This window comes from Mycolicibacterium arseniciresistens (assembly GCF_030519285.1).
Lineage (GTDB): Bacteria > Actinomycetota > Actinomycetes > Mycobacteriales > Mycobacteriaceae > Mycobacterium > Mycobacterium arseniciresistens.
In genome coordinates, this window is the sequence record NZ_JAUMSQ010000003.1 from 16350 (window position 1) to 38619 (window position 22270).

The 22270-nt window shown below is 68.8% G+C and carries 21 protein-coding genes; 11 read left to right on the plus strand and 10 right to left on the minus strand.

The window, feature by feature from the left end:
- Positions 1–7 precede the first annotated feature (7 nt).
- From Q2100_RS00870 to Q2100_RS00880, 3 genes are read right to left on the minus strand one after another with little or no spacing between them, the layout of a single operon-like run.
- Positions 8–1180 (minus strand): thiolase family protein, encoded by a 1173-nt coding sequence (locus Q2100_RS00870; RefSeq protein ID WP_302912449.1) that lies wholly within the window; start codon positions 1178–1180, stop codon positions 8–10.
- Positions 1181–1184: 4 nt separating this feature from the next.
- Entirely contained in the window at positions 1185–2249 is a 1065-nt protein-coding gene (locus Q2100_RS00875; RefSeq protein WP_302912450.1) for a thiolase family protein, read from the minus strand.
- Between the two features lie 14 nt (positions 2250–2263).
- Positions 2264–3256 carry a Zn-ribbon domain-containing OB-fold protein gene (locus Q2100_RS00880; RefSeq protein ID WP_302912451.1) on the minus strand — a complete coding sequence of 331 codons (993 nt, stop codon included), beginning with the start codon at positions 3254–3256 and terminating at the stop codon, positions 2264–2266.
- 52 nt (positions 3257–3308) lie between these two features.
- On the opposite strand from Q2100_RS00880, the gene Q2100_RS00885 reads away from it, so the two are divergent.
- From Q2100_RS00885 to Q2100_RS00895, 3 genes are all read left to right on the plus strand, one after another.
- The gene (locus Q2100_RS00885; RefSeq protein WP_269892909.1) at positions 3309–4340 is read left to right on the plus strand and encodes an LLM class F420-dependent oxidoreductase; all 1032 of its coding nucleotides are present in this window, start codon (positions 3309–3311) and stop codon (positions 4338–4340) included.
- A 146-nt stretch (positions 4341–4486) separates the two neighbouring features.
- The gene (locus Q2100_RS00890) at positions 4487–5167 is read left to right on the plus strand and encodes an acetoacetate decarboxylase family protein (RefSeq protein ID WP_302912485.1); all 681 of its coding nucleotides are present in this window, start codon (positions 4487–4489) and stop codon (positions 5165–5167) included.
- Positions 5164–6375, plus strand: coding sequence for a cytochrome P450 (locus tag Q2100_RS00895; protein WP_302912452.1), 1212 nt, complete (start codon positions 5164–5166; stop codon positions 6373–6375). The genes Q2100_RS00890 and Q2100_RS00895 overlap by 4 nt, the downstream gene beginning before the upstream one ends.
- Positions 6376–6433: 58 nt before the next feature.
- Here the strand turns inward: Q2100_RS00895 and Q2100_RS00900 are convergent, their stop codons facing one another.
- A complete protein-coding gene (locus Q2100_RS00900; RefSeq protein WP_302912453.1) occupies positions 6434–7270 on the minus strand; it encodes a type IV toxin-antitoxin system AbiEi family antitoxin in 837 nt (278 codons plus the stop codon).
- 112 nt (positions 7271–7382) lie between these two features.
- Positions 7383–8183: a crotonase/enoyl-CoA hydratase family protein gene (locus tag Q2100_RS00905; protein ID WP_264014072.1), complete on the minus strand. Its 801-nt coding sequence runs from the start codon at positions 8181–8183 to the stop codon at positions 7383–7385.
- Between the two features lie 69 nt (positions 8184–8252).
- Between Q2100_RS00905 and Q2100_RS00910 the strand changes: the two genes are divergently transcribed.
- Positions 8253–9905 (plus strand): medium/long-chain-fatty-acid--CoA/3-oxocholest-4-en-26-oate--CoA ligase, encoded by a 1653-nt coding sequence (locus Q2100_RS00910; protein WP_302912454.1) that lies wholly within the window; start codon positions 8253–8255, stop codon positions 9903–9905.
- A 4-nt stretch (positions 9906–9909) separates the two neighbouring features.
- Positions 9910–11031: an NAD(P)H-dependent flavin oxidoreductase gene (locus tag Q2100_RS00915; RefSeq protein WP_302912455.1), complete on the plus strand. Its 1122-nt coding sequence runs from the start codon at positions 9910–9912 to the stop codon at positions 11029–11031.
- Between the two features lie 9 nt (positions 11032–11040).
- On the opposite strand, the gene Q2100_RS00920 is transcribed toward Q2100_RS00915, so the two are convergent.
- On the minus strand, positions 11041–11766 hold the full coding sequence (locus Q2100_RS00920; protein ID WP_302912456.1) for an envelope biogenesis lipoprotein LpqN: 726 nt from the start codon (positions 11764–11766) through the stop codon (positions 11041–11043).
- A gap of 146 nt (positions 11767–11912) precedes the next feature.
- Between Q2100_RS00920 and Q2100_RS00925 the strand changes: the two genes are divergently transcribed.
- Complete coding sequence (locus Q2100_RS00925) at positions 11913–12311, plus strand: VOC family protein (RefSeq protein ID WP_302912457.1); 399 nt, start codon at positions 11913–11915, stop codon at positions 12309–12311.
- Here Q2100_RS00925 and Q2100_RS00930 read toward each other — a convergent pair.
- Complete coding sequence (locus tag Q2100_RS00930) at positions 12248–13003, minus strand: AraC family transcriptional regulator (RefSeq protein WP_302912458.1); 756 nt, start codon at positions 13001–13003, stop codon at positions 12248–12250. The genes Q2100_RS00925 and Q2100_RS00930 overlap by 64 nt on opposite strands.
- Positions 13004–13037: 34 nt before the next feature.
- Between Q2100_RS00930 and Q2100_RS00935 the strand changes: the two genes are divergently transcribed.
- Complete coding sequence (locus Q2100_RS00935; protein WP_302912459.1) at positions 13038–15305, plus strand: molybdopterin-dependent oxidoreductase; 2268 nt, start codon at positions 13038–13040, stop codon at positions 15303–15305.
- Here Q2100_RS00935 and fadD17 read toward each other — a convergent pair.
- Genes fadD17 through Q2100_RS00950 form a run of 3 tightly spaced genes read right to left on the minus strand, consistent with a single transcriptional unit; the run spans position 15286 to position 19087 of the window.
- Positions 15286–16797 (minus strand): long-chain-fatty-acid--CoA ligase FadD17, encoded by a 1512-nt coding sequence (fadD17, locus tag Q2100_RS00940; protein ID WP_302912460.1) that lies wholly within the window; start codon positions 16795–16797, stop codon positions 15286–15288. The genes Q2100_RS00935 and fadD17 overlap by 20 nt on opposite strands.
- Positions 16798–16799: 2 nt before the next feature.
- Positions 16800–17891: an acyl-CoA dehydrogenase family protein gene (locus tag Q2100_RS00945; RefSeq protein ID WP_302912461.1), complete on the minus strand. Its 1092-nt coding sequence runs from the start codon at positions 17889–17891 to the stop codon at positions 16800–16802.
- A gap of 14 nt (positions 17892–17905) precedes the next feature.
- Complete coding sequence (locus tag Q2100_RS00950; protein WP_302912462.1) at positions 17906–19087, minus strand: acyl-CoA dehydrogenase family protein; 1182 nt, start codon at positions 19085–19087, stop codon at positions 17906–17908.
- Between the two features lie 176 nt (positions 19088–19263).
- Here Q2100_RS00950 and Q2100_RS00955 point away from each other — a divergent pair, with 176 nt between their 5' ends.
- From Q2100_RS00955 to Q2100_RS00970, 4 genes are all read left to right on the plus strand, one after another.
- A complete protein-coding gene (locus Q2100_RS00955) occupies positions 19264–19455 on the plus strand; it encodes a ferredoxin (RefSeq protein WP_264014062.1) in 192 nt (63 codons plus the stop codon).
- A gap of 28 nt (positions 19456–19483) precedes the next feature.
- A complete protein-coding gene (locus Q2100_RS00960; RefSeq protein WP_302912463.1) occupies positions 19484–20386 on the plus strand; it encodes a 3-oxoacyl-ACP reductase in 903 nt (300 codons plus the stop codon).
- 265 nt (positions 20387–20651) lie between these two features.
- The gene (locus tag Q2100_RS00965) at positions 20652–21413 is read left to right on the plus strand and encodes an MlaE family ABC transporter permease (RefSeq protein ID WP_264014061.1); all 762 of its coding nucleotides are present in this window, start codon (positions 20652–20654) and stop codon (positions 21411–21413) included.
- On the plus strand, positions 21410–22264 hold the full coding sequence (locus tag Q2100_RS00970) for an MlaE family ABC transporter permease (protein ID WP_269892894.1): 855 nt from the start codon (positions 21410–21412) through the stop codon (positions 22262–22264). The genes Q2100_RS00965 and Q2100_RS00970 overlap by 4 nt, the downstream gene beginning before the upstream one ends.
- Positions 22265–22270: the final 6 nt, after the last annotated feature.

The window sequence follows — 22270 nt, forward strand, 5'->3', positions numbered from 1 at the left end:
GCGTGCGTCAGGCGGGCTTGTCGGCGGCGACGACCCACATCGAGTAGTACTGCGAACCGCCGCCGTAGGCATGGCCCAGCGCCTTGCGGGCGCCCTGCACCTGGTGCTCGCCCGCCTTGCCCATCACCTGGATCGCGGCCTCGGCGAAACGGATCATGCCCGAGGCGCCGATCGGGTTGGACGACAGCACACCGCCCGACGGGTTGAGCGGGATCCGTCCGCCGATCGCGGTCTCGCCGGCCTCGGTGAGCTTCCAGCCCTCACCTTCGGGGGCGAAGCCGAGGTTCTCCAACCACATCGGCTCGAACCACGAGAACGGCACGTACACCTCGGCGACGTCGATCTCGTCGATCGGGCTGGTGATGCCCGCGGCCTTCCACAGCGCCTTGGCGGCGTCCCGGCCGGCCTGCGGGTTGACCTGGTCGCGGCCCGAGTAGGCGAGTGGTTCGGTGCGCAGCGCGGTCGCGTGGATCCACGCCACCGGATTCCCCTCGGCGACGCGGGCGTCGGCGATCTCTTCGTTGCCGATCACCATCGCGCAGGCGCCGTCGGAGGACGGGCACGTCTCGTCGAACCGGATCGGGTCCCACAGCATCTGCGAGGCCATCACCTTCTCGAGCGTGATGTCGGGCTGGTGCAGGTGCGCCAGCGGGTTCTTGGCGCCGTTGAGGCGGTCCTTCACCGCGACCATCGCACCGATGTGCGTCGGCGCACCCGACCGGCGGATGTAGGAACGCACGTGCGGCGCGAAGTAGCCGCCGGCACCGGCGCCGACGGGCTTGGTGAACGGCACCGGAATGCTCAACGCCCACATGGCGTTCGACTCCGACTGCTTCTCCCAGGCCATCGTCAGCACCCGCCGGTACTTGCCGGACTGCACCAGTGACGCGGCGACCACACCGGTGGACCCGCCCACCGAACCGGCGGTGTGCACCCGGATCAGTGGTTTGCCCGTTGCGCCCACGGCGTCGGCCATGAACAGCTCGGGCATCATCACGCCCTCGAAGAAGTCCGGCGCCTTGCCGACCACCACGGCGTCGATGTCGTCGAACGTCGATCCCGAGTCGGCGAGCGCCCTGTCGATCGCCTCACGGACGAGGCCGTTCATCGACACGTCCTGGCGCTTGGCGACGTACTTCGTCTGGCCGGTGCCCAGCACCGCAGCGAGTTGCTTACCCATCGTGTTACCGGCCTTCCAGGACTGCGACCAGATTCTGTTGCAATGCAGGGCCACTCGTCGCGTGGGCGAGTACCCGTTGCGCGGACCCGTCGAAGATGTGCCGCGCCGCGAAGCCGATGCGCTCGAGGCCCGCCGAGAACATCGGATTGGCGGCCAGCGCGCCGCCGGACGGGTTGATCTTCGTCGAGCCGTTCAGCCCGATCGCCTCTTTGAGGATCAGGTGCTGGTGGGTGAACGGCGCGTAGAGCTCGGCGACGTCGATCGATCCGGCGTCGCCACCCGTGGCGGCCTTCGCCGACGCCGCGGTCGACGGGGACGTCGTCAGGTCGCGGGCGCCCAGGATCGGCGTCTCGATGCGGTGCTCGAATCCGGTGATCCAGGCCGGGTTCTCGCGCAGCTCGCGGGCGCGGTCGCCGGCGGCCAGGACGATCGCGGCGGCGCCGTCGGAGATCGGCGCGATGTCGTGGCGGCGCAACGGATCGGCGAAGTACGGCCGCGCGAGCAGTTCGTCGACGCTCTCGGCGGGCTGCTCGCGGTCGGTGCGCTCGGCGACGGCGAACGAGTCGAGCGCCACCTGGGCCATCTGTTCGGCGGTCCATTTTCCGGCGTCGAGCCCGAGGCGGGCCTGCAGGCCGGCCATCGACACCGAGTCGGGCCACAGCGGCGCGACGGTGTACGGGTCGGTCTGCAGTGCCAGCACGCGGCGCAGGACGCCGGCGCTGGACTTGCCGAAGCCGTAGACCAGTGCCGTGTCGACCTCACCGGTGAGGATCTTGATGTAGGCCTCGTAGAGCGCCCAGGCCGCGTCCATCTCGACGTGGGACTCGTTGATCGGCGGCACGGCGCCGATCGAGTCGATCGCGGAGATGAACGAGAATGCCCGGCCGGCAAGGTAGTCCGACGACCCCGAACACCAGAAGCCGATGTCGGTCTGCTTGAGGCCGAGGTCTTCGTAGAGCTCGGCGAAACACGGCATCAGCATCTCGACGCCGTTGGTGGTGCCGTCGGTGCGGCGCACGTGCGGGGCGTGCGCGAAGCCCACCACTGCAACATCATTCGAGCCAGTCATTGTGTGTGCGCCCCTCAGAGGTGGTGCTTGTAGGTGTCGTACTCGGCGTCGGGCTCACCCGTCGGCCGGAAGTGCGAGATGTTGTCGATGCCAAGACCCCACTCCTCGCGGGGCTTCCACACCGCCTGCACCCGCATCCCCATCCGCACATCGGCGGCCTCGATCTCGGTGACCAGGTGCAGGAACGGGATGTCCGCGCCGTCGAGCAGCACGTAGGCCGCCACGTACGGCGGCTTGATGCGCTGACCCGCGAACGGGATGTTGATGATCGCGAACGTCGTCACGGTGCCCTTGTCCGGCAGCTCGACGAACTCGGTGGTGGGCCGGCCGGTGCCCGGATCCGCTTCGCGCGGCGGGAAATACAGCTTGCCCTCCTTGCCGGTGCGCGCACCGAGCAGCTTGCCCTCCTCCAGCGCCCGCAGGAACGTGCTCTCCGGCAGCGACGCGGTGTGCTGGATCTCGATGCTGCTGTGGGACACCTGCACCGTCACCGGTTCGCGGTCGTCGGTGACGTCGGGGTGCTGTTCGGCCTCGTCGCCGAGCTCGAAGTAGGCGATGTCGGTGATCGCGCCCACCGGCTCGTCGGCCCAGTGCGCGCGCACCCGGGTGCCGGCGCTGATGGCGTCGGACGACCCGGCGTCGACCGCGTGCAGCATCGGGGTGTCGGCGCCGTCCAGCGTGATGAGCGCCCACGCGAACGGACGGTCCAGCGGTTGGCCCTCCAGCGGCTGTGGCTGCCACGTCCACGACACCACCGTGCCGACCTCGCCCACCGGTACGATCTCCGTCAGCTGTTCGTAGCTGACCGGGTCGTATTCGGCGGGTGGCACGAGCACGCGCCCGTCGGTGCCGCGCACGCCGAGGATGCGCCGCGAGCGCAGCGCCGTGAAGAACTGACCGAGGAGTGGTCCGACTGAACGGGTGTAGTCGAAAGACAGTCTCAGCGGCGCGGAGAGCGGCTTCTCATGCTGGTCGATCAGGGCCGGGCTGCTTTGGCTGGCGGTCACGGCATCGAGTAGAACAGGTTCTAACTATGGTTTCAAGAACAGGGTGGCACTGATGAAACTGGGACTGCAGCTCGGCTACTGGGGCGCACAGCCGCCGGAGAACGCCGCGGAACTCGTCGCAGCGGCCGAGGACGCCGGTTTCGACACCGTGTTCACGGCCGAGGCGTGGGGCTCGGACGCCTACACCCCCCTGGCGTGGTGGGGTCGCGAGACCACCCGCATGCGGCTGGGCACGTCGGTCATCCAGCTCTCGGCGCGCACGCCCACCGCCTGTGCGATGGCCGCGCTGACGCTCGACCACCTGTCCGGCGGGCGGCACATCCTCGGCCTCGGCGTCTCGGGGCCGCAGGTCGTGGAGGGCTGGTACGGCCAACGGTTCCCGAAGCCGCTGGCGCGCACCCGCGAGTACATCGACATCCTTCGCCAGGTGTGGGCGCGCGAGGCGCCGGTGCACAGCGACGGCCCGCACTACCCGCTGCCGCTGACCGGCGAGGGCACCACCGGACTGGGCAAGAACCTCAAGCCGATCACCCACCCGCTGCGTGCCGACATCCCGGTGATGCTGGGCGCCGAGGGCCCGAAGAACGTGGCGCTGGCCGCCGAGATCTGCGACGGCTGGCTGCCGATCTTCTACTCGCCGCGCATCGCGGGGATGTACAACGAGTGGCTCGACGAGGGCTTCGCCCGGCCGGGCGCGCGCCGCTCCCGCGAGGACTTCGAGATCTGCGCGACGGCGCAGGTGGTGGTCACCGACGACCGGCCGGCGGTGATGGAGCTGATGAAGCCGCACCTGGCGCTCTACGTCGGCGGGATGGGCGCCGAGGGCACCAACTTCCATGCCGACGTCTACCGCCGGATGGGCTACTCCGAGGTGGTCGACGACGTGACGCGGCTGTTCCGGTCCGACCGCAAGGACGAGGCCGCCAAGGCCATTCCGGACGAGCTGGTCGACGACTCGGCGATCGTCGGTGACCTGGCGTTCGTCGAGGAGCAGATCAAGGCGTGGGAGGCCTCCGGCGTCACGATGATGGTGATCGGCGCGCGGTCGACCGAGCAGATCCGTGATCTCGCGGCCCTGGTCTGAGTAGACACTTCTTGCAAGCTGTCTAGAACACGTTCTAGATTCAACGTGTGACCGAACCCACTGGGTCTTCGCGCAAGCGCTCATCCGCCACCACCCCTGCCCCTGGGCAGACTTCCACGTACACCATCCAGGGCACCACGCTGACCATGCCGGTGCGTATCCGTAGGGCCGACACCCACGTCGCGATGTTCTCCGTCGACGCGGCCGCCGCGCAGCGGTTGATCGACTACAGCGGGCTGAAGGTGTTCGACCTGCGGCCGGGCCGCGCGGTGGTGATGCTGATGCTTGTCCGGTACCACGACGGCGACCTCGGGAAGTACCACGAGTTCGGCACGGCGGTGATGGTCAGCCCGCCGGGCAAGACCCTGAAGGGGCTGGCGTCGATGCAGTCGGCGGCCGCGTTCATCCATCACCTGCCGGTCAACCAGGGCTTCACCCTGGAAGCGGGACAACGCATCTGGGGCTTCCCGAAGATCATGGCCGACTTCTCCGTCCGGGAGACGGGCGGCTTCGCCTTCGACGTCAGCGAGGACGGGAAGCTCATCGCGGGCATCGAGTTCCGCAGCGGCGTGCCGATCCCCTCGGCGTTGACCGCCAAGCCCCAGGTGCTCACCACCTTCAGCCACCGCGACGGCGTCACCCGCGAGATCCCGTGGGAGATGCGGAACTCCGGGATGCGGGTCCGCCTCGGCGGCGCGCGGTTGCGACTCGGTGACCATCCCTACGCAGACGAGCTGCGGTCGCTCGGTCTGCCGAAACGGGCGTTCGCCAGCCAATCGTCTGGCAACGTCGAGATGACCTTCGGCGACGCCCAGGAGATCCGATGACACAGACGCTCCCGACGACCAAGCCCGACGTCGACCTCGCCGACGGCAACTTCTACGCCGACGGGCCCGCCGCCCGCGAGGCCTACCGGTGGATGCGGGCCAACCAGCCGGTGTTCCGGGATCGCAACGGCCTGGCGGCGGCGACCACGCACGCCGCGGTGCTCGACGCGGAGCGCAATCCCGAGCTGTTCTCGTCGACCGGCGGCATCCGCCCCGACCAGCCGGGCATGCCGTACATGATCGACATGGACGATCCGGCGCACGTGCTACGGCGCAAGCTGGTGAACTCCGGCTTCACCCGCAAGCGCGTGATGGACAAGGTGCCGTCGATCGAGCGGCTCTGCGACACCCTGATCGACGCCGTCTGCGAACGCGGCGAATGCGACTTCGTGCGCGACATCGCCGCGCCGCTGCCGATGGCGGTGATCGGCGACATGCTCGGCGTGCTTCCCGAAGAGCGCGACATGCTGCTGCAGTGGTCCGACGACCTGGTGTGCGGGCTGAGCTCGCACGTCGACGAGCTGACCGTGCAGAAGCTGATGGACACCTTCGCCGCCTACACCGCGTTCACCATGGACGTGATCGCCAAGCGGCGGGCCGAACCCACCGACGACCTGTTCTCGGTGCTGGTGCACGCCGAGGTCGAAGGTTCCATGATGGCCGACGACGAGATCGTCATGGAGACGCTGCTGATCCTGATCGGCGGCGACGAGACCACCCGGCACACGCTGTCGGGCGGCACCGAGCAGCTGCTGCGCCACCGCGACCAGTGGGAGAGCCTGCGCGCCGACGTGGAGAAGCTGCCGGGCGCGATCGAGGAGACCCTGCGCTGGACCTCGCCGGTGAAGAACATGTGCCGCACGCTGACCGCCGACACGGAGTTCCACGGCACCGAGCTGAAGCAGGGCGAGAAGCTGATGCTGATGTTCGAGGCGGCCAACTTCGACGAGGAGGTGTTCGGCGATCCCGACAACTTCCGGATCGATCGCAATCCGAACAGTCACCTGGCCTTCGGCTTCGGAACGCACTTCTGCCTCGGCAATCAGCTGGCCCGCCTCGAGCTGCGGCTGATGCTGACCAAGGTGTTGCAGCGGCTGCCCGACCTGCGCCTCGCCGACGGCGCGACGGTGCCGCTGCGGGCGGCCAACTTCGTCAGCGGGCCGGAGGCGATGCCGGTGGTGTTCACGCCGACCGCGCGGGTGCTCTGACTCTCTTCCGCCGAGCGTGCGGTCAGTGCGAAATTTCGCCCGAGATTTCGCAGTGAGCTCACGCTCGGCGACCCCAGGCGGCCTGTAGCCGACAGATGATGCCCCCTTCGGTGTCCTGGGACGTGACCCGGATGTCGGTCCAGCCCAGCTCGGTGACGGCGTCGTGGCGGTGGATGTCCTTGTTGAAGCGGATGGGTCCGCGATGGTGGGCGCCTTCGTAGTCGAGCGCGACCTTGATGTCCTCCCAGCCCATGTCGAGCACGGCCACCAGGACGCCGTACCGGTCGCGAACGGGGATCTGTGTGGTCGGCGGCGGAAAGCCGTTGCGAATGACCAGGAGTCGTAGCCACGTCTCTCGCGGCGATTCGGCGCCCGGGTCCACGAGCGCGAGAGCCCGACGCGCCGCCCGAATGCCGCGGCGGCCTCGGTACCGCTCCGCGAGGAGTTCGACGTCGGCGACTTTGAGGTGGGTGGCATTCGCCAGTGCGTCGATCGCGGCGACAGCCGAGCCCTGCGGATAACGGCATGCCAGGTCGAGTGCGGTGCGGACCGGAGTCGTCACCGCGATCCCGCCGATCACCTCGACCTCGTCGTCGGCGACCTGACCCGACCACGTGTGGATCCCGCGCGGTGGCCGGCGGTTGCCCCACAGCAGCTCGGCATCGCGCTTCGCGTCGACCCACTTGGCACCGTACAGAGCGGCTGCCGACTGACCCGCGACGACAGCCTCGCGTCGTGACCACAGCCACGCCGCGCGAGCCTTCGTCACCGCGGAGACGTCAGTGCCGGGCGCGACATAGACGTCCGGGTAGAGCGCGACGAAGCGGCTGCGCAATTGATACGGCGTGAGCCGACCCGAAGTCACGGCCTCGCTGCCGATGAACGCGTCCCCCATGGCAGAAGTGTGCCGAGACCGGCCGACAACTCACCGAGCGTGCGGTCACTGCGAAATTTCGACCGATTTCTCGCACTGAGCGCACGTTCGGCGCCCCGACCCCCGGAGCCGCCTACTTCATCTGGAAGTTGGGCGCCCGCTTCTCCTTGAACGCCCGCGGGCCTTCCTTCGCGTCGTCGCTGATGAAGACCTCGATGCCGATCTTCGTGTCGATCTTGAACGCGTCGTTCTCGTGCAGGCCTTCGGTCTCATGGATCGACCGCAGGATGGCCTGCACGGCGAGCGGACCGTTCTTGTTGATCACCTCGGCGATCTCGAGTGCCTTGTCCAGGGCGGTGCCGTCGGGCACGACGTAGCCGATCAGGCCGTACTGCAGGGCCTCGGCGGCGGTGATGTGCCTGCCGGTGAGCAGCAGGTCGCACGCGATGGTGTACGGGATCTGGCGCGGCAGGCGCACCGCCGACCCGCCCATCGGGTACAGGCTCCACTTGGCCTCGGAGATGCCGAACTTGGCGCTCTCACCGGCGATGCGGATGTCGGTGCCCTGCAGGATCTCGGTGCCGCCCGCGATGGCGGGTCCCTCGACGGCCGCGATCAGCGGCTTGGTCAGCCGGCGGCCCTTGAGCAGGCCGTCGATGCGCGACGGGTCGTAGGCGCCGCTCTTGAAGGAATCGCCGGGAGGCGCCTTGGTCGCGGCCTTGAGATCCATGCCCGCGCAGAAGTAGCCGCCGGCGCCGGTGAGGATGCACGTCCGGATCTCCGGATCGTTGTCGACGCGGTCCCAGGCCTCGACCATTATCGAGAGCATCTCGGTCGAGAGCGCGTTGCGCGCCTCGGGCCGGTTGAGCGTCAGGATCAGAGTGTGTCCGCGCTGCTCAATGAGGGCGTCGGGGCCCTTTTCCGGCTCGCTCACAGGTATCCGCCTTCCCACCGATCAACCACAGACTTGTCACGAAATGTAACACGTTCTAGTTTAGGGATCGTGGCCCTGAACATCGCCGATCTTGCCGAGCACGCCATCGACGCCGTGCCTGACCGTGTCGCCCTGATCAGCGGCGACGAAACGCTGACCTACGGCCAACTCGAGGAGAGGGCCAACCGGCTGGCGCACTACCTGCTCGAGCAGGGGGTGAAGAAGGACGACAAGGTCGGTCTGTACTGCCGCAACCGCATCGAGATCGTGATCGCGATGCTGGGCATCGTCAAGGCGGGCGCCATCCTGGTCAACGTCAACTTCCGCTACGTCGAGGGCGAGCTGAAGTACCTGTTCGACAACTCCGACATGGTCGCGCTGGTGCACGAGCGCCGCTACGCGGACCGGGTCGCCAACGTGCTGCCCGAGACGCCGAACGTCAAGACGATCCTGGTCGTCGAGGACGGGTCCGACGACGACTTTCAGCGCTACGGCGGCGTCGAGTTCTACGCCGCCCTCGAACAGTCGTCGCCCGAACGCGATTTCGGCCCGCGCAGCGAGGACGACATCTACCTGCTCTACACCGGCGGCACCACCGGCTTCCCCAAGGGCGTGATGTGGCGCCACGAGGACATCTACCGGGTCCTGTTCGGCGGCACCGACTTCGCGACGGGTGAGCCGATCGCCGGCGAGTACGACCTGGCCAAGCAGGCCGCCGAGAACGCACCGATGATCCGCTACCCGATCCCGCCGATGATCCACGGCGCCACCCAGTCCGCGACGTGGATGGCGCTGTTCTCCGGGCAGACGGTGGTGCTGGTGCCGGAGTTCGACGCCGACGAGGTGTGGCGGACCATCGAGAAGCACAAGGTCAACCTGCTCTTCTTCACCGGCGACGCGATGGCCCGCCCGCTTCTGGATGCGCTTCTGGCGCACCAGGACAACGGCAACACCTATGACCTGTCGAGCCTGTTCCTGCTCGCCAGCACCGCGGCGCTGTTCTCCACCAGCATCAAGGAGAAGTTCCTCGAGCTGCTGCCCAACCGCATCATCACCGACTCGATCGGGTCCTCGGAGACCGGCTTCGGCGGCACCAGCGTGGTGGCCAAGGGGGAGTCCCACACCGGCGGCCCGCGCGTGACGATCGACAAGAACACCAAGGTGCTCGACGAGGACGGCAACGAGGTCGAGCCCGGATCGGGCAAGCGCGGCATCATCGCCAAGTGCGGCCACATCCCGGTCGGCTACTTCAAGGACGAGAAGAAGACCGCCGAGACGTTCAGGACGTTCAACGGTGTGCGCTACGCGATCCCGGGTGACTACGCCGAGGTCGAGGCCGACGGCACGGTGACGATGCTCGGCCGCGGATCGGTGTCGATCAACAGCGGCGGCGAGAAGATCTACCCCGAAGAGGTCGAGGCCGCACTCAAGGGACACCCCGACGTGTTCGACGCGCTGGTGGTCGGTGTGCCCGACCCGCGCTTCGGACAGCACGTGGCGGCCGTCGTGCATTCCCGCAGGGGCAGCCGCCCGGCGCTGGCCGACCTCGACGCGTTCGTGCGTAAGGAGATCGCGGGATACAAGGTGCCGCGCAGCCTCTGGTACGTCGACGAGATCAAGCGGTCACCCGCGGGCAAGCCGGACTACCGGTGGGCCAAGGACCTGACCGAGGAGCGCGCCGCCGACGAGGTGCACGCCAAACACGTGGGAGCGGGAGCGTAGGCGCATGAGAACCGAGCTGTGCGATCGCTTCGGCATCCAGTACCCGATCTTCGTCTTCACGCCGTCGGAGAAGGTGGCGGCGGCGGTCACCCGTGCCGGCGGCCTCGGCGTGCTCGGATGTGTGCGCTTCAACGAGGCCGACGAACTCGAGAACGTCCTTCAGTGGATGGACGAGAACACCGAGGGCAAGCCCTACGGCGTCGACATCGTCATGCCGGCGAAGATCCCCACCGAGGGCACGTCGGTCGACATCAACAAGTTGATCCCGCAGAGCCACCGCGACTTCGTCGACAAGACGCTCGCCGACCTCGGCGTGCCGCCGCTGCCCGAGGACGAGGAGCGCTCCGAAGGCGTGCTCGGGTGGCTGCACTCGGTGGCCCGCAGCCACGTCGAGGTGGCACTCAAGCACCCGATCAAGCTGATCGCCAACGCGCTCGGCTCGCCGCCGAAGGACGTCATCGACCAGGCGCACGAGGCCGGGGTCCCGGTGGCCGCGCTGGCCGGCTCCGCCAAACACGCACTGCGGCATGCGGAGAACGGTGTCGACATCGTCGTCGCGCAGGGGCACGAGGCCGGCGGTCACACCGGTGAGATCGGTTCGATGGTGCTGTGGCCGGAGATCGTCGATGCGCTCGGCGGCAAGGCCCCCGTGCTGGCCGCCGGTGGCATCGGCACCGGCCGGCAGGTGGCCGCGGCGCTCGCGCTCGGCGCCCAGGGTGTCTGGATGGGCTCGGCGTTCCTGACCTCGGCCGAGTACGACCTCGGCGTGCGCCGCGAGTCCGGCGTCTCGGTGATCCAGGAGGCGATGCTCACCGCGACGTCGGCCGACACCGTCCGGCGCCGCATCTACACCGGCAAGCCTGCCCGGCTTCTCAAGACGAAGTGGACCGACGCCTGGGATGCGCCCGACGCGCCGGAGCCGCTGCCGATGCCGTTGCAGAACATCCTCGTCAGCGAGGCGCATCAGCGGATGAACGAGTCGGACAACCCCGCGACCGTGTCGATGCCGGTGGGCCAGATCGTCGGACGGATGAACGAGATCCGGCCCGTCGCCGACATCATCGCCGAACTGGTGACGGGTTTCGAGGAGGCCAGCAGGCGGCTCGACGGGATCCGCGGGAGCTGACCGGCCTGCTCAGAAGGTGATCGTGGTCTTCTCGTCGATGTCCATTGTCGCCGGGGCCAGCACCATGCCCTGATCCTCGAGCGAGTCCGCGTTGAGTTGCAGCACGTACACCGCGTCGGGACCCGGGATCACGACGGTCTTCTGGGCGACCAGCTTGGTCACGCCGTCCTGCACCCACGTCCCGCCCAGCTGGAACGCGGGATACTCGCCGAGAGTGCTCGTTTCGCCCTCGTTCATCGCCGACCAGCCGGACAGGTTCTTCAGCTCGCCCGACGCGAGATCGATGATGGCCTGCGGGTCGACATTGCCCTCGAGCCTGGACACCAACGCCACGATCGACGGCTGGTACTGCTCGGATTCCGGACCGGTGTAGGCGATCGCGCCATAGGCCCACTCGGGCGTCTGATCGCCGGCGGTCACCCATCCCTCGGGGATCGGGAGGTCGATGACGGGTGCGCCGGGGTCGCCCATCTTGACCGGCGTCTCCTTGATGCCGTTCTCGGCGATGTAGCTGGCGATGGTCGGGTTGGCGCCGGCGGCGTCCTCGTCGCGCGGCGCGATGCGCAGCTTGTCGGGCGCGGCCGCTGCCGAAGAGGTTGTGCTGGAGGGGCTCTCGCTGCTGGTGGCGCTGCTGGTGCTCGAGGCGGCGGGCTCGGTGTCCGAGCCGCAGCCGGACAGGGCGAGCCCGAGGACGGCGGCCGCGGCCACCGCTCCAGTTATGCCGCTGGTTTTCATCAATCGACCTCCATGGAGTGGAAACGCGGAACACCGCGACAACACCGCAAACTTGTCGAGTGCGAGCGAAGCGTAGCTCACCCGGGTTGCCTGGGCTGTCCGATTTGTTCACGACGGTTCGCGCCGGTGTCCCTAACGTGAACGGTATGGATATCGCGCTCACCGGAACCACGATCGAGATCGTCGCGAAGGACCTGCGGCGGACGCTGGAGTTCTACCGCCTGCTGGGTTTGGCCGTTCCGGAACCCGAAGGCGCCCCGCACGTCGAGGCCGAACTGCCCGGCGGCAATCTGCTCGCCTTCGACACCGAGGAGACCATCGCCGGGATGCACCCGGGGTGGACCCCGCCCGTCGCGGCGGGCCGGGTGGCGCTGGCATTCCGGGTCGGCTCGCCCGACCAGGTCGATGCGCTATACGAAAGGCTCACCACGGCGGGTCATTCCGGCGCTCTCGAGCCGTTCGACGCGCCGTGGGGGCAGCGCTATGCCACCGTGACGGACCCCGACGGCACATCGGTGGACCTGTTCGCGCCGCTGCCCAGCTGAGCGATCCCGACGCCTGCCAGCGTGCGGACCTCGCGGTGCAGGTGCGGCTGATCGGCGTAACCGGCGCGCGCGGCGACCTCGGCTGCGGCGAGTCCGTCGCCGAGCAGACGCACCGCACGACGGAACCGCAGCACCCGCCGCAGCGCCGCCGGGCCGTAGCCGTACACCGCCGCGCAGTGCCGCTGCAGGGTTCGTGCGGACCAGCCCACCTCGGCGGCCACCGCCGACACCGCCGCACCGTCGGCCAGGCGTGCGGTGACGTGGCGCAGCACCGGCAGCGACCACGGCGCCGTCTCGGTGGCCGGTTCGCCGGCGGCCAGTGCGTCGGTCATCACCAGCAGCGGCCGGTCGGCGACATCGGGTCGCAGGTCGGCCACCGGCACCCGCTCATCGCGGAGCTCGGACGCCGGGACATCCAACAGCCGGGGCAGCACGCCGGGTCGGAACCGCAGTCCGCGCACCGTCTCCCGGTGCGGTCCGCTGTGGTGTGCGCCTGTGTCGGGTCCGGCGACGACCACGCGGCCGTCCATCCGGATGAGATCCATGCATCCGTCGGGTAGTACCCGACCCGGCTCGGCGGACCCGTCGCGTGTCCATCCGCACTCGATCAGATCGCGAAGCCGGCGCGGCGGCGGGAATTCGCGGTAGCCCACCTCGTCGACGTTACCGCCGCCGCGCTTCGGCCAACCCACCGCGGGACGGGGCCCGAACCCATAACCTGGACACATGTCCAGCGAGGTGTCCGACCACCGCGTGACGTGCCCGCTCTGCGAGGCGATGTGCGGGCTGCGGGTCCTGGTGCGCGACGACCGGGTGCTGAGCATCCGCGGCAACGGCGACGACGTGTGGTCGCGCGGCCACCTCTGCCCGAAGGGCACCACACTGGGGCAATTGCACGAGGACCCCGACCGGTTGCGGATGCCGATGGTCAAGGGCAGCGACGGTGTGCACCGCACGGTCGGATGGGACGAGGCGTTCGCCGAGGCCGAGCGGCGGCTGCGGCCGGTGCTGGAGGAGGACGGCGCCAAGGCGCTGAGCGTCTACGTCGGAAATCCCGTGGCGCACAACCTCGATCTCGCCTCCTACATCGGCGCGTTGGTCGGCATGGCCGGAGCGGCGGGCATGCCCGCGTACTACTCGCCGGGAACCGTCGACCAGTGGCCGCTCAACGTGGTGGGCACGCTGCTGTTCGGCGGGATGTGGAACGCGCCGATCCCCGACCTCGAGCGCACCGACCACCTCGTCATCCTCGGCGCGAACCCCGCTGCCTCCCAGGGCTCGATGCTGTCCGCGCCCGACGTGATGGGACACCTCGCCGACATCCGTCGCCGCGGCGGCGCCGTGGTCGTCGTCGATCCGCGCCGCACCCCCACGGCCGACCGCGCCACCGAGTGGGTGCCTATCCGCCCCGGCACCGACGCACTGCTGCTGTTCGCCATTCTGCGAATCCTGGCCGCCGACGGCAACATCCGGCGGCCCGCGCATCTGGAGGGCAAGGTGGACGGGCTCGACGAGGCGATCGCGCTCGCCGATCCCTTCACCGCGGAGCGGGTCAGCGCGGCCACCGGCATCGAGGCAGCCACCATCCGGCGCATCGCCGCCGGCCTCGCCGCGGCGCAGTCGCCCGTGTTGTACAGCCGGATCGGCACCTGCACACAGGAGTTCGGCACGCTGACCACCTGGCTGGTGTTCGCCGTCAACGTGGCGCTCGGGGCCGTCGACCGGCGCGGCGGGGCGGTGTTCGCCAAACCGGCGGTGTTCTCGCCGATGTTCATGAGGCCGCCCGATCAGACAGGTGAGCGGTGGGAATTCGGCCGCTTCCGCAGCCGGGTCCGCGGCGCTCCGGAAGTCCTCGGGCAGTTCCCGCTCAGTTGCCTCGCCGAGGAGATCGACACCCCGGGGGACGGCCGCATCCGCGCGCTGATCACGGTGGCGGGCAATCCGGTGATCTCGGCGCCCGGCGCACGTCGGCTCGACATGGCGCTGCCGAAGCTCGACGCGATGATCGCGGTCGACAACTGGCTCAACGAGACCACCCGGCACGCGCACGTCATCCTGCCCGGGCTGTCGCCGCTCGAACGCGCGCACAGCGACGACCTGTACTGGATGTACGCCGTCGCTTCGTGCCTCAAGTGGTCGGAGCCGGTGTTCCCGCCCGACCCGGGCCGCCCGGCGGAATGGGAGATCCTGCTGCGGCTGGGCGCTGCGGCGCTCGGCGTTCCGGTTCCGGAGGTCGACGTGGCGGCGATGGACGACATGTACACCACCGGGCTGCTGTCGGCGATGTGCGACCAGCCGGGAACACCGCTGACGGGACGCGACCCGGGTGAGGCGTTCGCGGCGCTGTCCGGCGTCGGACCGGCGAGGCTCGCGGACCTCGGAATCCGTCTGGGGCCGTGGGGAGATCAGCTGGGCCTGCGGCCCGGCGGGCTGACGTTGGACGCAGTGCGCGCCCACCCCGACGGACTACGGCTGGCCGAACTGGACGGCGGGCGCCTCGACGAGGCCGTCACCACACCGTCGGGCCGGATCGAGTTGATCCACCCGTGGATCACCGACGACATCCCGCGCCTGCTCGACCGGATCGACCGCACGAGCGCGGATCTGGTCCTGACCAGCCGGCGTCACCTGAGGTCCAACAACTCGTGGCTGCACAACGTCCCGGCCCTGATGCGCGGGCGCGACCGCTGCACGCTGCTGATCCATCCCGACGACGCCCGTTCGGCAGGCGTCGCGAACGGGGACCTCGCCGTGGTCACGACGAGCGCGGGTTCACTCGAGATACCGGTCGAGACGTCGGACGAGATGATGCCCGGCGTGGTGTCCCTGCCGCACGGGTGGGGCCACGGCAGGCCCGGCACCCGGCTCGAGGTCGCCAACGCCCATCCGGGTGTCAACTCGAATCTGCTGAACCCGGTCGACGTGATCGACGTCCCGAGCAACACCCATGTGGTGAACGGGGTGCCGTGCCGGGTCAGCGCGCCGGCCGGCTGATCTCCCACACCGGGTCGGCGCAGCCGGTGCCTTCGGCGGACAACTGCCGCTTGAGCACCTTGAACGTCTCGGTGCGGGGCAGTTCGGCGGTGATGCGGACGAACGACGGCCACTGCTTGGGGCCCAGATCGTCCTGCGCCGAAAGGAATTCGCGCAGTCGCGAGGCATCGAGGCCGGCACCGGGACCCAGCACCAGCGCGGCCATCACCTGGTCGCCGACGGCCGGGTCGGGAATGGGATAGACGGCCACGTGGGCGACGTCGGGATGGCGCGCCAGGATCCGCTCGATCGGCGCGGTGCCCAGGTTCTCGCCGTCGACGCGCATCCAGTCGCCGAGCCGGCCGGCGAAGTACACGAAACCGTTCTCGTCGCAGTAGGCGAGATCACCGCTGTGATACATGCCGCCCGCCATCCGTACGGCCTCGGCGTCGGGGTCGTTGTAGTAGCCGCGGAACTGGCCGCGCCCGCGGGGATTGACCAGTTCGCCGATCTTGCCGGGTGGACATGGTTCGCCGGTCTCGACGTCGACGACGGCCACCTCGTCGGTCAGCGGCCCGAGGGCGCCGTCCGGGGTGTCCGGCGTGCGCGCGATCGACACCCCGCCCTCGGTGGACCCGAAGCCGTCGACCACCACCACGCCGAACCGCCGCGCGAAGCGGTCCAGGTCGCGCGGCGCACCCTCGTTGCCGTACAGGAACTTCAGCGGATTGTCGGCGTCGTCGTCGCGCTCGGGCGTGGCGAGGATGTAGGACAGCGGTTTACCGACGTAGTTGGCGTAGGTGGCGCCGAAGCGGCGGACGTCGGACATGAACGCCGAGGCGGAGAACCTGCGCCGCAGCGCGATCGACCCGCCGGCGGCCGCGGCCACCGCCCAGCCGGCCATGATCGCGTTGGAGTGGAACAGCGGCATCGACAGGTAGAACGTGTCCGCCGGACCGAGGCCGAACCGGTCGGCGAGCATCCGGCCGGGGAACGCCACCTTCTCGTGGGTGACGCGTACCGCCTTGGGTTCGCCGCTGGTGCCGGAGGTGAAGATCAGCATGTACAGGTCGTCGGACGCGACGTCGGCGAACCGCACCGGGGTGCCGTGCTGCGCGGCCAGCTCGTCGGCCCACGCCGTCGACCCGACGTCGACGAACTCCACCCCGTCGGGCACCGGACCCGCGTCGTCGGCGAGCACCAGCTGGCAGTCGGCCCGGTCGATGTCGCGGGCGAGCGCGGCGCCGCGGCGAGTGGGGTTGAGCCCCACCGGCACCAGCCCCGTCATGGCCGCGGCGACGAGCACCGTGGAGAAGAACGGCGTATTACCCAGCAGCACACCGATGTGCGGCGGGCGGTCCGGGTCCAGCCGCGCCCGCAGCGCCGCACCGAGTGCCGCGCCGTCGGCCAGGTGTTGCCGCCAACTGACGAACGAGTCGTCGGCGTACACACCACGGTCGTCGACCTCGGCCAACGGTTCCAGCAGTCGACCGACGGTCGGCCCGCCGTCCACGGTCAGACCGGGGTGTCGGCCAGCTCGCGGCCGATGCGCAGCAGCGCACCGGTGGCGCCGCCGACCGCGAACTCGGTCTGCTTGGCGGCCAGGAAGTACCGGTGCACCGGGTGGTCCATGTCGATGCCGACGCCGCCGTGCACGTGCACCGTCGTGTGGGCGACCCGGTGGCCGGCCTCGGCCGCCCAGAATGCCGCACTGGCGACGTCGATGTCGGACGCAAGGTCCTCCGACAGCCGCCAGGCCGCCTGGGTCAGGGTGAGCCGGAGACCCTTGATGTCGATGTAGCCGTCGGCGAGGCGCGACGACACCGCCTGGAAGCTGCCGATCGGCCGGTCGAACTGCTCGCGCTCCCTGGCGTATTCGGCGGTCAGCTCGAGCGCGCGCTCCAGCACGCCGAGCTGGAAGGCACTTCGGCCGAGCATGGACCTCGCGGTGAGCCACGACACCGCGTCGCCGAGTCCGCGGTCGCCGCCGACCTCGACGCCCTGCAACTCCAGGTATCCGACGCTGCCCAGACCGGTGGTCTCCAGCGCGCGCACCGAGACCCCCGGGTCGTCCTTGCTCACCAGGAAGACCGTGGTGCCGGAGTCCGTTTCGGCCGGCACCAGGAACGCGTCGGCCACCGGCCCGTAGGGGACCTGGGTGCGGGTGCCGGTCAGGGTGTGGTTCCCGCCGCTCGCCGTCGCACGGACCGGACCTTCGCCCATCTCGCCGTCCAGGGCGATCGTGAGCACCTTGCCGCCGGTGACCGCGGGCGCCGCCCACTCCTGTTGCAGCGCCTCGGTTCCGAACGCGGCGAGCGCACCGGCGGCCAGTACCACCGATTCGAGGTACGGCACCGCGGCCAGCTGGCGGCCCAGCGCCACCAGCACCGCCACCTCCTCGAGCACCCCGTACCCGCCGCCGCCCAGCGACTCGGGGGCGGTGGTGCTCAGCACGTCGGCGTCGATCAGCTTCTGCCACAGTTCCCGGTCGAAGCGGTGCTCCTGCTTGTCGAGCTCGCGCTGGTGCTCGGGGGTGACCACCGACTCGGTGATGGTGCGGACCAGGCCGCCGAGGTCGTCGGCGGCTTCGGTTGTCGTGAAATCCATTTCGAGGCCCTTTCCTACCGGTTGACCCGGGGCAGGCCGAGGGCGACCATGCCGATGATGTCGCGCTGGATCTCGTTCGTGCCGCCGCCGAAGGTCAGGATGAGCGCCGAGCGGTGCATCCGCTCGATGCGCCCCCGCAGCAGTGCGCCGGGGGAGTCGGCCCGCAGCGTCGCCGAGGTGCCGAGCACCTCCATCAGCAGCCGGTAGGCCTCGGTCGCCAGCTCGGTGCCGTACACCTTGGCCGCCGAGGCGTCGGCGGGCGAGGGACCGGCGCCGCCGGCGGAAGCGAGTTCCCAGTTGACCAGCTTGAGCACCTCGGCCTTGGCGTGCACCCGGGCCAGGTTGAGCTGCACCCACTCCGAGTCGATCAGGCGGTTGCCGTGCGCGTCCTTGGTGTGCTGCGCCCAGTCGCGGACCGCGTTGAGCGCCACATAGATCGGCTGGGCCGAGACGAGGGCGACGCGTTCGTGGTTCAGCTGGTTGGTCACCAGCTTCCAGCCTGCGTTCTCCTCGCCGACCAGACTGGTCGCGGGAACCCGGACGTCCTGGTAGTAGGTGGCACTGGTGTCGACGCCCGACATCGTGTGCACCGGCGTCCAGGAGAAGCCGTCGGCCGTGGTGGGCACGATGAGCATCGAGATGCCGCGGTGCTTCTTGGCCTCCGGATTGGTCCGCACCGCCAGCCAGACGTAGTCGGCGTAGGCGATCAGGCTGGTCCACATCTTCTGGCCGTTGATCACGTAGTCATCGCCGTCGCGCACCGCGGTGGTGCGCAGCGAGGCGAGGTCGGTGCCCGCGCCGGGTTCGGAGTAGCCGATCGAGAAGTGCAGTTCCCCGGCGGCGATGCGGGGCAGGAAGAACTTCTTCTGCTCCTCGGTGCCGAACGCCATGATGGTCGGCGCGACGCTGTTGATCGTGAGGAACGGGACCGGGACGTTGGCGATCGCCGCCTCGTCGGTGAAGATCAGCGCGTCGATGGGCGGGCGGCCCTGGCCGCCGTACTCGGTCGGCCAGTTCAGCGTCAGCCAGCCGTCCCTGCCCATCTGCGCGACGGTCTCGCGGTAGACGTTGCCGCGCCCCATCTCGCCGTCGTTGGAGGCGAGTGCCTCTGCCCGGTCGGGCGTCATGAGCTTGGCGAAGTAGGCGCGCAGTTCGCGGCGCAACTCCTCCTGTTCGGGGCTGTAGCCGATCCGCATGGCGGTGAATCCTCACTTGTCGGCACCCTGCCGTGGGCACCCTGGTATCCACCTGGTTGTAACACGTTCTAGTCTTGGGGTCCAGGCCGGTGTTGCACACGCGCCTGAAGCCGGGGTCGTATTCTGACCCTTCGTCACGGGCGGGCCGTCCGAACAGCGGTTGCGAGGAGGTTGTCATGCGAGTGGAAGTCGACCGGGACCGTTGCGAGGGCAATGCGGTCTGCGTGGGGATTGCCCCGGATCTGTTCGATCTCGACGACGAGGACTATGCCGTCGTCAAGCAGGATCCGGTGCCCGCCGACCAGGAGGACGTCGCCGAGCAGTCCGTCGCCGAATGCCCCCGTGCCGCCCTGATCCGGAAAGACTAGAGGTATTCATAAATTGACTGATTCAGACGTGACCGATCTGTCCGGACGGGTCGCCGTCGTGACCGGCGCGGCCGCCGGGCTGGGCCGCGCCGAGGCGATAGGGCTCGCGCAGGCCGGCGCGTCGGTCGTCGTGAACGACATCGCCGCGGCGCTCGACAAGTCCGACGTGCTCGACGAGATCGCCGCCGCAGGCGCCAAGGGGGTCGCGGTGGCCGGCGACATCAGTGAGCGCGCCACCGCCGACGAACTGGTGGAGACGGCGGACGGCCTCGGCGGGCTCGGCATCGTCGTCAACAACGCCGGCATCACCCGCGACCGGATCCTGTTCAACATGTCCGACGAGGAGTGGGACGCCGTCATCGCCGTGCACCTGCGGGGGCACTTCCTGCTCACCCGCAATGCGGCCACCTACTGGCGGTCCAAGGCGAAGGCCGGGGACGGGACCGTCTACGGACGCATCATCAACACGTCGTCGGAGGCCGGCCTGTCCGGTCCGGTCGGCCAGCCGAATTACGGCGCCGCCAAGGCCGGCATCACCGCGCTGACGTTGTCGGCGGCGCGCGCACTCGAGCGCTTCGGCGTGCGGGCGAACGCCATCGCGCCGCGGGCCCGCACCGCGATGACCGCCGGGGTCTTCGGCGACGCCCCGGAGCTGCCGACGGGGCAGGTCGACCCGCTGTCGACCGACCACGTCGTGAACCTGGTCCGGTTTCTGGCGTCACCCGCCTCGGGAGGGGTCAACGGACAGCTCTTCATCGTCTATGGTCCGACTGTCACGTTGGTGGCGGCGCCGGTCGCGGAGCATCAGTTCACCGCCGACGCCGACGCGTGGGACCCCTCGGAGCTGAGTTCGACACTGCGCGAATACTTTGCTGACCGGGATCCCGAGCGCGGCTTCTCCGCCACCGCGCTGATGGAGTCACGAGACTGACAGTCTCGGTTGTCAGCCGGCCGATGAGGCTAGAACACGTTTCAGAATGATCTGTGTCACACTGGCGCTGACCAGCGTGGATATAACGAAATGGACCGGTTTTGCGGTTCTTTGACACTGCGAACTTGTTCTAGTTACTATGAGCCGGCTCACTAAGAGCAGTGCTTAAACCCGGGGTGGAATGGCCGCCGTCACAAGCGGTCCGGGGTTTTTCGCCACGGCGAGAATCCCGACAACTCCCCCCGCCCTGAGAACGGAGCCGAGGTTGTTCGAACAGCTCGCGGTCCCGGCTCGGGCTGTGGGCGGTTTCATGCAGATGTCCGTCGAAACTCTCCGAGCCACGTTCCGTCGGCCGTTCCAGTTTCAGGAGTTCCTCGACCAGACCTGGATGATCGCCAGGGTTTCGCTCATTCCGACGGTGCTGATCTCGATTCCGTTCACGGTGCTGGTCGCGTTCACCCTCAACATTCTGCTGCGCGAACTCGGCGCCGCGGATCTGTCGGGCTCCGGAACCGCGTTCGGCACCGTCACCCAGCTGGGTCCGATCTCGACCGTGCTCGTCGTCGCCGGCGCGGGGGCGACTGCGATCTGCGCCGATCTGGGCGCTCGCACCATTCGCGAGGAGATCGACGCGATGCGGGTGCTCGGCATCGATCCCATCCAACGACTCGTCGTGCCGCGGGTGCTGGCGTCGACGGTCGTGGCCATGTTGCTCAACGGTCTGGTGATTGCGATCGGCCTGAGCGGCGGCTACGTGTTCTCCGTGCTCCTGCAGGGCGTGAATCCGGGAGCGTTCATCAGCGGCCTGACCATCCTGACCGGGTTGCCCGAGTTGGTGATCTCAGAAGTCAAGGCCCTTTTGTTCGGCGTCATGGCCGGATTGGTCGGGTGCTACCGAGGCCTCACCGTCAAGGGCGGACCCAAGGGTGTCGGAGAAGCTGTCAACGAGACCGTCATCTATGCCTTCATCTGCCTCTTCGTGATCAATGTGCTGATGACGGCGATCGGCGTTCGGATCACCCAATGAGTCAGCTCGGAAGTTACGACGCGTCGCTGCGAATCCGGCGTGCGTTCCGATGGCTGCCTCGGGCTGTCGACACGTTCGGCGAGCAGGCATTGTTCTACGCCGAGTCGATCCGATACATCCCGCACGCGCTGGTGCACTACCGCAAGGAAACACTCCGGCTGATCGCCGAGATGACGCTGGGCTCCGGTGCGCTGCTGCTCATCGGCGGCACGGTCGGCGTCGCGGCGTTTCTGACCCTGGCGTCGGGCGGCGTCATCGCGGTCCAGGGTTACGAGTCGCTCGGCAACATCGGCATCGAGGCGCTGACCGGGTTCCTCTCCGCGTTTCTCAACGTGCGCATCGTTGCGCCGATCATCGCCGGCATTGCGCTCGCCGCCACCATCGGCGCCGGCACCACCGCCCAACTGGGCGCGATGCGCATCGCCGAGGAGATCGATGCCACCGAGGCGATGGCCATACATTCACTCTCCTACCTGGTGTCCACCCGCATCATCGCCGGGTTGGTCGCGATCGTTCCGTTGTACTCGCTGGCGACCTTGGCTGCGTTCTTCTCCGCCCGCACGATCACCGTCTACGTCAACGGACAATCCGGCGGTCTCTACGACCACTACTTCAACACGTTCCTGATACCGACGGACCTGCTGTGGTCTTTCGCCCAGGCCATCGTGATGGCGGTCGCGGTGATGCTGGTGCACACCTACTACGGATACAACGCCTCCGGCGGACCCGTCGGCGTAGGCGTCGCGGTGGGTCAAGCGGTACGGACGTCGCTAATTGTCGTGGTCGTCATCACCTTGTTCATTGCACTCGCCGTGTACGGCGCGTCCGGTAATTTCAACCTCTCGGGGTAGAAGGGG